At 67.0% G+C, this 13,101-nt stretch carries 15 protein-coding genes; 12 read left to right on the top strand and 3 right to left on the bottom strand.

Features of this window, described 5'->3' with window-relative positions; translation table 11 throughout:
- The first annotated feature begins 41 nt into the window (after nt 1–41).
- Nucleotides 42–1,295 carry an ATP-binding protein gene (locus tag VGC77_RS14800; RefSeq protein ID WP_331172324.1) on the top strand — a complete coding sequence of 418 codons (1,254 nt, stop codon included), beginning with the start codon at nt 42–44 and terminating at the stop codon, nt 1,293–1,295.
- Here VGC77_RS14800 and VGC77_RS14795 read toward each other — a convergent pair.
- On the bottom strand, nt 1,222–2,115 hold the full coding sequence (locus VGC77_RS14795; RefSeq protein ID WP_331172323.1) for a YihY/virulence factor BrkB family protein: 894 nt from the start codon (nt 2,113–2,115) through the stop codon (nt 1,222–1,224). The genes VGC77_RS14800 and VGC77_RS14795 overlap by 74 nt on opposite strands.
- 135 nt (nt 2,116–2,250) lie before the next feature.
- Here VGC77_RS14795 and VGC77_RS14790 point away from each other — a divergent pair, with 135 nt between their 5' ends.
- From VGC77_RS14790 to VGC77_RS14765, 6 genes are all read left to right on the top strand, one after another.
- A complete protein-coding gene (locus VGC77_RS14790; protein ID WP_331172322.1) occupies nt 2,251–2,445 on the top strand; it encodes a twin transmembrane helix small protein in 195 nt (64 codons plus the stop codon).
- A gap of 35 nt (nt 2,446–2,480) precedes the next feature.
- On the top strand, nt 2,481–3,053 hold the full coding sequence (locus VGC77_RS14785) for a cob(I)yrinic acid a,c-diamide adenosyltransferase (protein ID WP_331172321.1): 573 nt from the start codon (nt 2,481–2,483) through the stop codon (nt 3,051–3,053).
- A gap of 110 nt (nt 3,054–3,163) precedes the next feature.
- Entirely contained in the window at nt 3,164–3,913 is a 750-nt protein-coding gene (locus VGC77_RS14780; RefSeq protein ID WP_331172320.1) for an electron transfer flavoprotein subunit beta/FixA family protein, read from the top strand.
- The gene (locus tag VGC77_RS14775) at nt 3,913–4,866 is read left to right on the top strand and encodes an electron transfer flavoprotein subunit alpha/FixB family protein (protein WP_331172319.1); all 954 of its coding nucleotides are present in this window, start codon (nt 3,913–3,915) and stop codon (nt 4,864–4,866) included. The genes VGC77_RS14780 and VGC77_RS14775 overlap by 1 nt, the downstream gene beginning before the upstream one ends.
- Before the next feature lie 39 nt (nt 4,867–4,905).
- Nucleotides 4,906–5,079, top strand: a complete 174-nt coding sequence (locus tag VGC77_RS14770) for a hypothetical protein (RefSeq protein WP_331172318.1) — start codon at nt 4,906–4,908, stop codon at nt 5,077–5,079.
- The gene (locus VGC77_RS14765; protein ID WP_331172317.1) at nt 5,070–5,951 is read left to right on the top strand and encodes a 3-hydroxybutyryl-CoA dehydrogenase; all 882 of its coding nucleotides are present in this window, start codon (nt 5,070–5,072) and stop codon (nt 5,949–5,951) included. Before VGC77_RS14770 ends, VGC77_RS14765 begins: the two co-directional genes overlap by 10 nt.
- Nucleotides 5,952–5,957: 6 nt before the next feature.
- Here the strand turns inward: VGC77_RS14765 and VGC77_RS14760 are convergent, their stop codons facing one another.
- Complete coding sequence (locus VGC77_RS14760) at nt 5,958–6,347, bottom strand: hypothetical protein (RefSeq protein WP_331172316.1); 390 nt, start codon at nt 6,345–6,347, stop codon at nt 5,958–5,960.
- A 107-nt stretch (nt 6,348–6,454) separates the two neighbouring features.
- On the opposite strand from VGC77_RS14760, the gene VGC77_RS14755 reads away from it, so the two are divergent.
- On the top strand, nt 6,455–6,655 hold the full coding sequence (locus VGC77_RS14755) for a putative motility protein (RefSeq protein ID WP_331172315.1): 201 nt from the start codon (nt 6,455–6,457) through the stop codon (nt 6,653–6,655).
- A gap of 2 nt (nt 6,656–6,657) precedes the next feature.
- Here the strand turns inward: VGC77_RS14755 and tlpA are convergent, their stop codons facing one another.
- Nucleotides 6,658–7,329, bottom strand: a complete 672-nt coding sequence (gene tlpA, locus VGC77_RS14750) for a thiol:disulfide interchange protein TlpA (RefSeq protein ID WP_331172314.1) — start codon at nt 7,327–7,329, stop codon at nt 6,658–6,660.
- Between the two features lie 94 nt (nt 7,330–7,423).
- Between tlpA and argH the strand changes: the two genes are divergently transcribed.
- The 4 genes from argH to VGC77_RS14730 form a co-directional block, all read left to right on the top strand.
- On the top strand, nt 7,424–8,815 hold the full coding sequence (gene argH, locus VGC77_RS14745; RefSeq protein WP_331172313.1) for an argininosuccinate lyase: 1,392 nt from the start codon (nt 7,424–7,426) through the stop codon (nt 8,813–8,815).
- Nucleotides 8,816–8,937: 122 nt separating this feature from the next.
- Nucleotides 8,938–9,171, top strand: a complete 234-nt coding sequence (locus VGC77_RS14740; protein WP_414709674.1) for a lipoprotein — start codon at nt 8,938–8,940, stop codon at nt 9,169–9,171.
- 9 nt (nt 9,172–9,180) lie between these two features.
- On the top strand, nt 9,181–10,446 hold the full coding sequence (lysA, locus tag VGC77_RS14735; RefSeq protein ID WP_331172311.1) for a diaminopimelate decarboxylase: 1,266 nt from the start codon (nt 9,181–9,183) through the stop codon (nt 10,444–10,446).
- A 325-nt stretch (nt 10,447–10,771) separates the two neighbouring features.
- Nucleotides 10,772–13,101, top strand: a 2,330-nt coding sequence (locus VGC77_RS14730; RefSeq protein WP_331172310.1) for a TIGR02302 family protein, incomplete at its 3' end; no start/stop codon positions are given.

The raw sequence follows: 13,101 nt of genomic DNA, 5'->3' as shown, positions 1-13,101 counted from the left end.
GCTGTCGTGGCATGGTGCGCCGCGGGGCGGTCGGGGGATTGATGGCAGTAACATCGCGCCAGCTGCGAAGCGGGCGGACGCTGGTGAAGCGGACGGCGAAGAAGCGCGCCCGCAAACCCGCGCCGAAGCCGCCGAAGCGCCGCGCCGCGCCGCGCGCCGATCCCGGCATGGTCGAATTGGCGCTGGCGGCGTTCGCGCATGAGGTCCGCACCCCGCTCACCGGGATTCTCGCGGTCAGCGATCTGCTGGCGACCTCGGATCTCGACGACCGCGAGCGTCGCTGGGTCGACACCATCAAGGCCGGCGCCGAGCATCTCGCCGGCCTGGCGACGCTGTTCGTCGACGCCGCGCGCTCGAGCGCCTCCGGGCTCGGCGTGCGCGAGGATTTCTTCGACCTGCGCGCGCTGGCCCGCACCGCTGCCGACTCGCTGTCCGGTCGCGCCGCCGCCAAGGGCCTGCAGGCCGCGGTCAAGATCAGCGAAACCCTGCCGAGCTTCGTGGTCGGCGACGCGGTGCGGTTGCGCGCCGCGCTGGAAAACCTGATCGACAACGCAGTGAAGTTCACCGAGCAGGGCTCGGTCGCGATCAAGGTGACCACCGCGCGGGCGCCGAAAGGCAAGGTCGGCATCGTGTTCGCGGTGTCCGACAGCGGCATCGGGTTGTCGCTCGCCGAGATCAAGCGGCTGTTTCGTCCGTTCTCGCAGGCCAACGTCACCATCGCCACGCGGTTCGGCGGCGCCGGGCTCGGGCTGTCGTCGGTGCGGCAGATCGCGCGGGCGATGGGCGGCGACATCGCGGTGGCGCAGCGGGCCGGCGGCGGCACCACCTTCACGCTGACGGTGGCGTTGACGCGGGCGACCGGCGCGCCCTCGATCACGCTTGGCGCCGACGGCGAGAGCCCGGAGGATCGCGGCGCGCCGCTGCATATCCTCAGCGTCGAGGACAATCCGTTCGGCCGCGTGGTGCTCAACGCGGTGCTCACCGAGCTCGGCCATCGCACCGAATTCGTCGGCCGCGGCGAAATCGCCGCCGCGCGCATCGAGGAGGGCCAGTTCGACGCGGTGCTGATGGACATGGTGCTGCCCGGCATCAGCGGCATCGAGGCGATCCGTCAGATCCGCGCGCTGCCGGGGCCCGCCGGCCGCATCGCCATCATCGGGGTGTCCGGCCGCGGCGACGACGAGATCGCCTCGCGTGCCGCCGGCGCCGACGCCTTTCTGCTCAAACCAGTGTCTCCTCGGGGGCTAGCGACTGCGCTGCTTGAAGCGACACGCCGTGAGGCAGTCGCGACTTGATGATCGCGGCGTTCAATTCGCCGCCGAACACAAAGATCGCGGCGATGAAATACAGAAACACCAGCGCGATGATCACCGAGGCGAGCCCGGCATACATCGAGACGTAGTTGCCGGCGAACCGCGCCAGATACATCCCGAAGCCGATGCTGGAGGCCAGCGAAGCCATCAGCGTGAAGATGATGCCGGGGAAGATCTGCACCAGGGTCCGCCGCCCGGCCGGAAGCCGCGCGTGCAGGATGAACAGCGCGGCCACCAGCGCCAGGATGGTGACGCCGTAGCGCGCGACGTTGAGCAGCCGCACATTGTCGTCGACCATCAGCGGCAGGAAATAGCGCGCGGTGGCCAGCAGCAACGGGCCGAGCACGATCAGGAACGCCATCGCCAGCGCGGTGAACGCCGCGACCAGCGTGTAGCCGATCGATTCCAGCCGCAGCCAGTACCAGCGCCGCGGCTCGATCACCGCATAGGCGCGGTTCAGCGCCACCCGCAGGCTCTCGACGCCGTTGGAGGCGAAGTAGATCGCCAGCAGCAGGCCGATGGTCAAAGCGTCGCCGCGCGTCGTGGTCAAGACGTCGTGGATTTCGCTGGACAGCGCGTCGGCGACCTGGATCGGCCAAACCTGCAGCATCAGTTCCGCGGCCTGGTCCGCCAGCCCCTTGGAGCCGAAAAACCCCGCCAGCGAGGTCAGGACGATGAGGAACGGGAACAGCGCCATCAGGCTGGACAGCGCGATATGGCTGGCGATCGCCCAGCCGTCATCGGCAAGGAACGTGTAGAAGGCGTCCATCCCGACCAGATAGGCGTAGCGAAGTTGCCTCACGGTTCACCTTGGTCCGAAGCGGGCTGACGTGCCACAATACTATCATCCGGCGCCGCGAGGGAAGATGACCGAACGCGCTGTCGGGCCTCGACGTCGGCAATGGCGCCGCTGCGGCTGTGGTGTTATGAGACCCCAATGGCAACGTTCCTGAGCACCATTCTTCTTCCCGTCGCGGTCGGTGCGGTCGCGATCGTGCTGCTGCTCGGCCTCGTCAACATGATGCGGGGCGGCTCGGCGAATCGATCGCAGCAGCTGATGCGATGGCGGGTTCTGCTGCAGCTGGTCGCGATCGTGGTGACGATGCTGGCGGTCTGGGCGCTGGGGCGCTAGCGGAACTCGGCCACACCAAGCAACAGGGGACAATGATGGTAGTGCTCAATCGAATCTATACCCGCAGCGGCGACGACGGCACCACGGCGCTGGCCAATGGCGAGCGGCGGCCGAAATACGATCTGCGCATCTGCGCCTATGGAACCGTGGACGAAACCAACGCCGCGATCGGCGTGGTGCGGTTGCATCTGGCGCATGCGCCGGCGGTCGACGCCATGCTGGGCCGGATCCAGAACGATCTGTTCGATCTCGGCGCCGACCTCGCGGTGCCGCAGCGGCAGGGCAGCGCCGAACGGTTGCGCGTGCTCACCACCCAGGTCGACCGGCTGGAGCAGGAGATCGATAGCCTCAATGCGGCGCTGAAACCGTTGAACTCGTTCGTGCTGCCGGGCGGCTCGCCGGCCGCCGCGCATCTGCATGTCGCCCGCACCATATGCCGCAGGGCGGAACGGGCGATGGTAGAACTGGCGGCGCTGCCGGATGAGACGCTCAGTCCGATCGCCATCCAGTACATCAACCGGCTGTCGGATTTCCTGTTCGTTGCCAGCCGGACGGCGAATGACAACGGCGCCGCCGATATTCTCTGGGTGCCGGGGCAGAACCGCTGATCAAGCCCAGCGCTCCGACTTTTTGGCTTTGCCGCGTTGACCGCTGATAACGGGCGCTTTAGGTTCCGCGGCCACGAGATTCAAACTTAACTTAACACGAAAGAGGATCGATGAAGGTTCTGGTGCCGGTTAAGCGGGTAGTCGATTACAACGTCAAGATCCGGGTCAAGAGCGACGGCACCGGCGTTGAACTCGGCAACGTCAAGATGTCGATGAATCCGTTTGACGAAATCGCGGTCGAAGAAGCGCTGCGCCTGAAGGAAGCCGGCAAGGCAACCGAGGTGGTGGTGGTATCGATCGGACCGGCCCAGGCCTCCGAGACCATCCGCACCGGGCTGGCGATGGGCGCCGACCGCGGCATCCTGGTCAAGGTCGACGGCAATGTCGAGCCGCTGGCGGTCGCCAAGATCCTCAAGTCCATCGCCGACGAAGAGAAACCCGGCCTGGTGATCCTCGGCAAGCAGGCGATCGACGACGATTCCAACCAGACCGGCCAGATGCTGGCCGCCTTGCTCGGCTGGTCGCAGGCCACCTTTGCCTCCAAGCTCGAGGTCGACGGCGCCGACTTCCAGGTCTCCCGCGAGGTCGACGGCGGCTCGCAGACCGTGAAGCTGAAAGGCCCGGCGATCGTCACCACCGACCTGCGGTTGAACGAGCCGCGTTATGCCAGTCTGCCCAATATCATGAAGGCGAAGAAAAAGCCGATCGCCGAAGCCACCGCCGAGCAATACGGCGTCGATCTCACCCCGCATCTGGAGATTCTGAAGACCGTCGAACCCGGCGGCCGCAAGGCCGGCGTCAAGGTCAAGGACGTCGCCGAGCTGGTCTCGAAACTCAAGAATGAAGCCGGGGTGATCTGATGACGACGCTGCTGATTGCCGAACACGAACACGCGCTCCTCAAGGATTCCACCAACAAGGCGCTGACCGCGGCGAGCCAACTCGGCGCCGAGGTCCATGTGCTGGTGGCCGGTGGCGGCGAAGGCACCAAGGCGGCGGCGGACGCCGCCGCCAAGCTTGCTGGCGTCACCAAGGTTCTGGTCGCCGAGGACGCGCTTTATGCCCATGACCTGGCCGAGCCGCTGGCGGCGCTGATCGTTTCGCTGGCGCCCGGCTATGACGCCCTGGTGGCGCCGGCGACCTCGCGGTTCAAGAATGTGATGCCGCGGGTCGCCGCTTTGCTCGACGTGATGCAGGTCTCGGAAATCATCAAGGTGATCGCGCCCGATACCTATGAGCGGCCGATCTATGCCGGCAACGCGATCCAGACCGTGAAGTCGAAGGACGCCAAGAAGGTGATCACGGTGCGCACCTCGACCTTTGCCGCGGCACCCGGCGAGGGCGGCAGCGCCGCGATCGAGAGCGCCACGGCCGCCGGTGATCCCGGCCTGTCGAGCTTTGTCGGCGAGGAGGTCGCCAAAAGCGATCGTCCGGAACTGACCTCGGCCAAGATCATCGTTTCCGGCGGCCGTGCGATGCAGAGCCGCGAGAACTTCACCAAATATATCGAGCCCTTGGCCGACAAGCTCGGCGCCGGCGTCGGCGCCTCGCGCGCCGCGGTCGATGCCGGCTACGCCCCCAACGACTGGCAGGTCGGCCAGACCGGCAAGGTGGTGGCGCCGGAGCTTTACGTCGCGATCGGGATTTCCGGGGCGATCCAGCATCTCGCCGGGATGAAGGATTCCAAGGTGATCGTGGCGATCAACAAGGACGAGGACGCGCCGATCTTCCAGGTCGCCGATTACGGCCTGGTGGCGGATCTGTATCAGGCGGTGCCTGAACTGACCGAGGCGCTCGGCAAGCTCGGGAAGTGACGGGCCGGCGCCTCCGCCCTGCGGTCGCCGGACGAGGCAATGGATCTATTTGACGGGTTTGTTTGGCTGGTTTGTTTGAAGGTGTCTGCAACGACGCCGGCGATCCGGATGGCCGGCGTCGCCGGCGCGACGGACACCGACTTGGATCTGTGCGAGGATGCGATGTCGCGAGCCGCGGCAAAGCCCTCCGGTGAGATGACAACATGGCGGTAGCAATCAAGAAGGTCGGCGTGATCGGCTCGGGCCAGATGGGCAACGGCATCGCCCATGTCGCGGCATTGGGCGGATTCGACGTCGTGCTCAACGACATTTCCGCCGATCGCACCAAGTCGGCGATGGCCACCATCAACGGCAATCTGTCGCGGCAGGTGGCCAAGAAGATCATCACGGAAGACGCCCGCAAGCAGGCGCTGGCGCGGATCACCGGCGCCGAGCGGCTCGAAGGCCTCGCCGATTGCGATCTGGTGATCGAGACCGCGGTCGAGAAGGAAGAGGTCAAGCGCAAGATCTTCCACGATCTGTGCGCGGTGCTGAAGCCGGAGGCGATCGTCGCCTCCAACACCTCGTCGATCTCGATCACAAGGCTCGCCGCCTCCACCGATCGTCCGGAGCGTTTCATCGGCATTCACTTCATGAATCCGGTGCCGCTGATGGAGCTGGTCGAATTGATCCGCGGCATCGCCACCGACGACGCGACCTTCGAGGCCGCCAAGACCTTCGTCGCCAAGCTCGGCAAGCAGATCGCGGTGTCGGAGGATTTTCCGGCCTTCATCGTCAACCGCATCCTGCTGCCGATGATCAACGAGGCGATCTACACGCTGTATGAAGGCGTCGGCAATGTCGAGGCGATCGACGCGGCGATGAAGCTCGGCGCGCATCATCCGATGGGGCCGCTCGAGCTCGCCGATTTCATCGGGCTCGACACCTGCCTGTCGATCATGCAGGTGCTGCACGAGGGCCTGGCGGATTCCAAATATCGGCCGTGCCCGCTGCTGGTGAAATACGTCGAGGCCGGCTGGCTCGGCCGCAAGACCAGCCGCGGCTTCTACGATTATCGCGGCGACAAGCCGGTGCCGACCCGCTGAGACGGCTTACTCCGCCATCCGGTCCGCCGGATGCTTGTCGCGGTGCTCGACATATTCCACCAGCATGCCGTCGGGATGCCGCACCAGCATGTTGCGCCCGGTCGGCACCGCCTTCAGCGGCCTCTCAATCGCAGCGCCCTGGCCGGGCAGGCTCGCGGCGAACGCCTCGATCTCATCGACCAGGAAGGTGGCTTCGGTGTCAACGAACGGCGCGAGACTTTGCGCCGATCCCGCCACGATCAAGAGCGAGGCGACCTGTGCCAGCTTCAGCTCGCGCTCGGGATAATCGAAGCGCAGCCGCGCGGATTGCCCGAACAATTGCTCGTAAAACCCCACCGCCGCCTCGAAGCGCTGCAGCGGAACGCAGCGACGCACTAGAATATTGAGGACTTTCAACGCTCTACCTCCGCTGTCGGCGCCGCTTCGGCGCATCGCGTCGAAGACGCGAATCGTGACTGATCGTTAACCGGCCGGGCCTAGCTTGCGGTCCGGAGCACATTGCCATGGATACAGTCAGTATGGTCGGCAGCCTTCTCGCCTTGCAGGCGGGCGGTTTGCAAACCCAGGTCGCCACCGCGATCGTCAAATCGAACATGGACGCGGAAGCCTCCGCGGTGACCACGCTGCTCGGCGCGGCGCAGCAAAACCTGTCGCTGGCCAATGTCGGCGCCGGCGTCGGCGGCAATTTGAACATCGCCGCCTGAGGCTACCGCGCCGTCGCGGCGTCGATCAGCGTCAGCGCGTCGGAACTGTCCCACTCCGCCGGTCCGGCGATGGTGGCGATCTCGCAGCCGGTGCCGTCGACCAGGACCGAGGTCGGCATCCCCAGCGCCCGACCCACCGCCTTCAGATCCTGGAACACCTTGGCGTTCGGATCGGCGAAATAGCCAAGCCGGGCGAGCCCTGCATCTTTCAGGAAATTCTTCGGCTTGTCGGGGTCGCGGGTGTCGATGTTGATCGCCACCACCTCGAAACGCTCGCTGCCGAGCTTGCCCTGCAGATTGTCGAGCGCCGGCATCTCCTTGCGACACGGCACGCACCAGGTCGCCCACAGGTTCACCAAGATGGTCTTGCCGCGCCAGTCCGACAGCGTCTTCGGCTGGCCGGCGCCGTCTGCGAAGGCGAGCTGCGGAAGCCGCAGCGGCGCGGTCGCCATGGTTAGCGCCGCGACCTCGCCCTTCGCCAGCGGCGCGATCTTCTGCGCCAGATCGACCGCCGGCCGGCACGCCGGATCGCCCGGCGGATTGCGCTTCAGCGCTGCAATCCCGTATACCCCGGCAAATCCGGCCGCCGCGCCGACCAGGATCGCGGCCAGGATTATGGGAACGCGGCGGGAAGCGCGGCGCGGCGCCGGGGACTCGTGGCTGTCGTCATTCATGCGGGATCGATATTCCGAGGTGGCGGGGTGCGGCGGGTGACGGGTTCAGGCATATAACAAGGCATGCAACAGGACATGATCGTGAGCGATGGACATGAGTAACAAGATGTGGGGCGGCCGGTTCACCGAGCGTCCCGACGCGATCATGGAAGAAATCAACGTCTCGATCGATGTCGACCGCCACCTTTATGCCCAGGACATTGCCGCCTCGAAGGCGCACGCCGCCATGCTGGCCGCGCAGGGCATCATCACCGCGAAAGATGCGAAAAATATCGGCAAGGGTCTAGACACGATTTTGTCAGAGATCGTCGCCGGATCGTTCGACTTCAAGCGCGCGCTGGAAGACATCCACATGAATGTGGAAAGCCGGCTCAGCGAGCTGATCGGCCCCGCCGCCGGTCGGCTGCATACCGCGCGCTCCCGCAACGATCAGGTGGCGACCGATTTCCGGCTGTTCGTGCGCGACACCATCGACGGCATCGACGCGGCGCTGGCTGGCTATCAGCACGCGCTGGCGGAACGCGCGCTACAGCACGCCGATACCGTGATGCCGGGCTTCACCCATCTGCAGACCGCGCAGCCGGTGACGCTCGGGCATCATCTGATGGCCTATGTGGAAATGGCGTCGCGCGACCGCGGCCGTTTCCGCGACGCCCGCAAGCGGCTCAACGAAAGCCCGCTCGGGGCCGCGGCCTTGGCCGGCACCTCGTTTCCGATCGACCGCGACGCCACCGCGCGCGCGCTCGGCTTCGAGCGGCCGATGGCGAATTCGCTCGACGCGGTGTCGGATCGCGATTTCGTGCTGGAGACGCTGGCGGCGGCGTCGATCGCCGCGGTGCATCTGTCGCGCTTTGCCGAGGAGATCGTGCTGTGGACCTCGCCCTTGGTCGGAATGGTGCGATTGAGCGACAAATTCACCACCGGCTCCTCGATCATGCCGCAGAAGCGCAATCCGGATGCCGCTGAACTCGCCCGCGCCAAGACCGGTCGGGTGATCGGCGCCTTGACCGGGCTTCTGATCGTGATGAAGGGGCTGCCGCTGGCCTATCAAAAGGACATGCAGGAGGACAAGCAGGGCGCCATGGAAGCCTTTGCCGCGCTGTCGTTGGCGATCCGGGCGATGAGCGGCATGGTCAGCGATCTGGTGCCGGACGAGGCGCGGATGAAGCAGGCGGCGGGCGAGGGCTATGCCACCGCCACCGATCTCGCCGACTGGCTGGTGCGCGAATTGAAGATGCCGTTCCGCGACGCCCATCACGTCACCGGGCGGATCGTCGGCCTGGCCTCGGCGCAAAATCTGCCGCTGCACGACTTGCCGCTGGCCGAGATGCAGGTGGTCGAGCCGCGCATTACGGCGCAGGCGCTGTCGGTGTTGAGCGTCGAATCGTCGGTGAAAAGCCGCGTCAGCTATGGCGGCACCGCGCCGAAAAACGTCCGCGCGCAGGCCAAGGCCTGGCTCAAGCGCTTGGAAAAAGAGCAGAAATGAAGCCCGGCCGGGCGCGAGAAATTCGCCCGGCCGCGGCTCTCGCCAGAGCGGAGCATTCTTTGTATGGTGCCCGCGCAATTGGGGACTCCGCCGTGAACCGCTTGATCCGCCCGACAGGGGCCGTGCTCGCTCTGACCCTTGCCGCCGTGCTGCTGGCGGGCTGCGGCCGCAAATCCGGGCTGGATCTGCCGCCGGGCGCGTCGGCGCAAGTCGCGCCGACGCTCGATCCGACCGCCGGCACCGAACCGGCCGCGCAGAGCGGGCTGTTCGACCAGTCGCCGAGCTCGAGCGCGCCGCCGGTCGCCGCCAAGGGGCGCAAGAAGCCGTTCATCCTCGACCCGCTCCTCAACGACTGAGCCACCGCAATGCATCACTTCGACTATCGCAACGGCGTGCTGCACGCCGAGGCGGTGAATTTGTCAGCGCTGGCGGACGCCGTCGGCACGCCGTTCTATTGCTATTCGACCGCGACGCTGGAACGGCACTACCGGGTGTTCAGCGAGGCCTTCGCCGGCGTCGATGCGCTCGTGTGCTACGCGATGAAGGCCAATTCCAACCAGTCGGTGCTGCGCACGCTGGCCAAGCTCGGCGCCGGCGCCGACGTGGTCTCCGGCGGCGAGTTGCAGCGCGCGGTGGCGGCCGGCATTCCGCCGCAAAAAATCCTGTTCTCCGGCGTCGGTAAGACCGCAGCCGAACTGCGCGCCGCACTCGATCACGACATCCTGTGCATCAATGTGGAATCCGAGCCCGAGCTGGAATTGCTGTCGCGCATCGCCAGCGATCTCGGCCGCGTGGCGCGGATCTCGGTGCGGGTCAATCCGGACGTCGATTCCGGCAGTCACGCCAAAATCTCCACCGGCAAATCCGAAAACAAATTCGGCATCCCGATCAGCCGCGCCCGCGCGGTCTATGGCCGCGCCGCGCAACTACCGGGCATCAAGGTGACCGGCGTCGACATGCATATCGGCAGCCAGATCACCGATCTGGCGCCGCTGGAGGTCGCGTTCCGGCTGTTGGCGGATTTCGTCACCGTGCTGCGCGGCGACGGCCACACCATTTCCCACGTCGATTTCGGCGGCGGCCTCGGCATTCCCTATTTCGAGGAGCCGGGCGTGCCGCCGGAGCCGCAGGCCTATGCCGAGATGGTCAAGCGGGTGACGCACAATCTCGGCTGCACGCTGATGTTCGAGCCGGGGCGGTTGATCGTCGGCAATGCCGGCATCCTGGTGGCGCGCGTGGTTTACGTGAAGCGCGGCGACGCCAAGAATTTCGTGATCATTGATGCGGCGATGAACGACCTGATCCGGCCGACGCTGTACGAGGCCTATCACGACATCCTGCCGGTGCAGCAAGCGTCGGCGGAGTCGCGCGAAATTCTCGCCGACGTGGTCGGCCCGGTGTGCGAGAGCGGCGACTATCTGGCGCTGGCGCGCAGCATGCCGGAGCCGAAACCCGGCGACCTCATCGCGATCATGACCGCCGGCGCCTATGGCGCGGTGCAGGCCGGCACCTACAACACCCGCGCGCTGGTGCCGGAGGTGTTGGTCAAGGACGATCAGTACGCGGTGGTGCGGCCGCGGCTGGAGGTCGCCCAACTGATCGCGCTGGACCGGCCGGCGCCGTGGCTGTGAGGCCCGCGGGCTCGCGCGGCAAATGGGGTGGGACCGCCAGACGCAACGAAAACCCGGCGGTCCCGATCGCGGCATTAAAATGTTGGACGGGAAGTGCGGCTTCGCCGTCCAACTGCGCGACCGCGCCACGGTAGCGAAACGCCGGCGCTGAGCAACGCAATCCGTCGCTTAACCTAACCAATCAACCTTACCGACCCGGCGCCGGCCGCCGGCCGGCGTCACGCTTTCGTGTGCTGCTCGGCCGGGCGGCAGGTGATGGCATTTGCGGCGGTGCCTCATTGCCGCCGTTGTGGTAGGCTGCTGTTTGCACAACCCGGAGAGTTCCTTGAGCGGCGTACCCCCCAACCCCGCACAGCCCGCGCGTGATCCCGAGGCGGCGAGCCGCCTGCAACTGGCGCAGGCGCTGCGGCGGGCCCAATGGGCGATCGCCTGGGAGCGCGGCTGGCCGGTTCTGGCGCGGCTGTTGAGCGTCGCGGGGCTGTTCCTGGTGTTGTCCTGGGCCGGGCTGTGGCTGGCGCTGCCGTTCGTCGGCCGTGCGATCGGGCTGGCGCTGCTGCTGGTGCTGGCGCTGGCGGCGTTGACGCCGCTGGTGAAATTCCGCTGGCCGAGCCGCGACGAGGCGCTGCACCGGCTCGACCGCGGCACCGGGATCAAGCATCGCCCGGCCACCGCGCTGGCCGACACGCTGGCCTCGAAAGATCCGGTGGCGCAGGCGCTGTGGCAGGTGCAGCGGCAGCGCACGTTGGCCTCGCTGCAGACCATCCGCGCCGGGCTGCCGTCGCCGCGGCTGGCGATTCACGATCCCTGGGCGCTGCGCGCGCTGGTCGCGGTGCTGCTGGTCGCGACCTTCATTGCCGCCGGTGAGGAGCGCGCCGCGCGGGTGGCGGCAGCGTTCGACTGGAACGGGGTGCTGGCGCCGGCGGTGACCCGGGTCGACGCCTGGGTCGCGCCGCCGCTCTACACTAACAAGCCGCCGATCATCCTGACCGCTAGCCGCGAGCTTGCCGTCGAGGCGCCGGTGCTGTCGGTGCCGGCCGGCTCGACGCTGGTGGTCCGCGCCAGCGGCGGCTCGCTCGACGTCGCGGTGTCCGGCGGCATCACCGAGACGACGCCGACCGCGCCGCCGCCCGCCGGCACCAGCGAACGGCATTTCAGCATCGCCGGCGATGGCTCGGCGCAGGTGCGCTCACCGTCCGGCCAGCCTCTGTGGAAATTCGCCGCCGCCGCCGACCGCGCGCCGAGCATTGCGCTCGCCAAAGACCCCGAGCGCCAGGCCCGCGGCTCGCTGCAGCTGTCGTACCGGCTCGAGGACGACTACGGCGTCACCGAGGCCCACGCCAGATTTGCCGCCCGCGCCGGCGAGACCCCGGGCGGCGCGGCGCCGCGGCCGTTGTTCGAGCCGCCGCAATTTTCCCTGGTGCTGCCCAATGCGCGGACCCGCAATGGCGTCGGCCAGACCGTGAAGGACCTCAGCGAGGATCCCTTTGCCGGCGCCGAAGTGACGCTGACGCTCAGCGCCAAGGACGAGGCCGGCAATGAGGGCAACAGCGAGCCGTTCGAGATGCGGCTGCCGGAGCGGCTGTTCACCAAGCCGCTGGCGCGCGCGCTGATCGAGCAGCGCCGGATTCTGGCGCTCGACGCTGGCCATAATGCCGACGTCGCCGCCGCGCTGGAGGCGCTGTTGATCGCGCCGGAATTGTTCACGCCGGAGCCCGGGCAATATCTCGGGCTCTACACGGTGTCCAACCAGCTTGAGCGGGCGCGCTCCGACGATGCGCTGCGCGAGGTGGTCGGCAGCCTGTGGGCGCTCGCGGTGTCGATCGAGGACGGCAATATCAGCGACGTCGACAAGGCGCTGCGCGCCGCGCAGGACGCGCTGAAGCAGGCGCTGGAACGCGGCGCCAGCGACGAGGAGATCAAGAAGCTTACCGATGATCTGCGCGCCGCGCTGGATAATTTCATGCGCCAGCTTGCCGAGCAGATGCGCAACAATCCGCAAGCCCTGGCCAGTCCGCTCGATCCCAATACCAGGGTGATGCGCCAGCAGGATCTCGACAGCATGATCGAGCGCATGGAGCGGTTGTCGCGCTCGGGCGACAAGGACGCCGCCAAGCAATTGCTCGACCAGCTGGAATCGATGCTGGAAAATCTGCAAATGGCGCAGCCCGGCCAGTCCGGCGATGGCGACATGGAGCAGGCGCTGAACGAACTCGGCGACGTGATCCGCAAGCAGCAGCAATTGCGCGACAAGACGTTCAGGCAGGGCCAGGATTCGCGGCGCGACCGCATGCGCGGCAAGCAGGGCGACCAGGACATGGGCGATTTGCAGCAGGATCAGCAAAGCCTGCGCGACCGGCTCAACAAGTTGCAGCAGGAGCTTGCCAAGCGCGGCATGGCTGGTCAGGGCCAGCGCGGCCAGAAAGGCGAGCAGGGTCAGGACGGGGACCAGCAGCAGGGCGACAGCGGTGATCCGCTCGGCGATGCCGGCAGCGCGATGGACGATGCCGGCGGCAGGCTCGGCGAGGGCAACGCCGACGGCGCTGTGGATTCGCAGGGCAAGGCGCTCGACGCGCTGCGCAAGGGCGCCCAGAGCATGGCCGAGGCCATGCAGCAGGGCGACGGCGACGGACAAGGCAACGGACCCGGCAATCGCGC

The organism is Rhodopseudomonas sp., from assembly GCF_036404135.1.
Taxonomy (GTDB): Bacteria; Pseudomonadota; Alphaproteobacteria; order Rhizobiales; family Xanthobacteraceae; genus Rhodopseudomonas_A.
This window is presented reverse-complemented; position numbering and strand designations above follow the sequence as displayed.

Bases quoted from the DNA above. Each gene is read 5' to 3' on its own strand.
- VGC77_RS14800 (WP_331172324.1), top strand. From the start codon at position 42: ATGGCAGTAACATCGCGCCAGCTGCGAAGCGGGCGGACGCTGGTGAAG.
- VGC77_RS14790 (WP_331172322.1), top strand. From the start codon at position 2,251: ATGGCAACGTTCCTGAGCACCATTCTTCTTCCCGTCGCGGTCGGTGCG.
- VGC77_RS14785 (WP_331172321.1), top strand. From the start codon at position 2,481: ATGGTAGTGCTCAATCGAATCTATACCCGCAGCGGCGACGACGGCACC.
- VGC77_RS14780 (WP_331172320.1), top strand. From the start codon at position 3,164: ATGAAGGTTCTGGTGCCGGTTAAGCGGGTAGTCGATTACAACGTCAAG.
- VGC77_RS14775 (WP_331172319.1), top strand. From the start codon at position 3,913: ATGACGACGCTGCTGATTGCCGAACACGAACACGCGCTCCTCAAGGAT.
- VGC77_RS14770 (WP_331172318.1), top strand. From the start codon at position 4,906: ATGGATCTATTTGACGGGTTTGTTTGGCTGGTTTGTTTGAAGGTGTCT.
- VGC77_RS14765 (WP_331172317.1), top strand. From the start codon at position 5,070: ATGGCGGTAGCAATCAAGAAGGTCGGCGTGATCGGCTCGGGCCAGATG.
- VGC77_RS14755 (WP_331172315.1), top strand. From the start codon at position 6,455: ATGGATACAGTCAGTATGGTCGGCAGCCTTCTCGCCTTGCAGGCGGGC.
- tlpA (WP_331172314.1), bottom strand. From the start codon at position 7,329: ATGAATGACGACAGCCACGAGTCCCCGGCGCCGCGCCGCGCTTCCCGC.
- argH (WP_331172313.1), top strand. From the start codon at position 7,424: ATGAGTAACAAGATGTGGGGCGGCCGGTTCACCGAGCGTCCCGACGCG.
- lysA (WP_331172311.1), top strand. From the start codon at position 9,181: ATGCATCACTTCGACTATCGCAACGGCGTGCTGCACGCCGAGGCGGTG.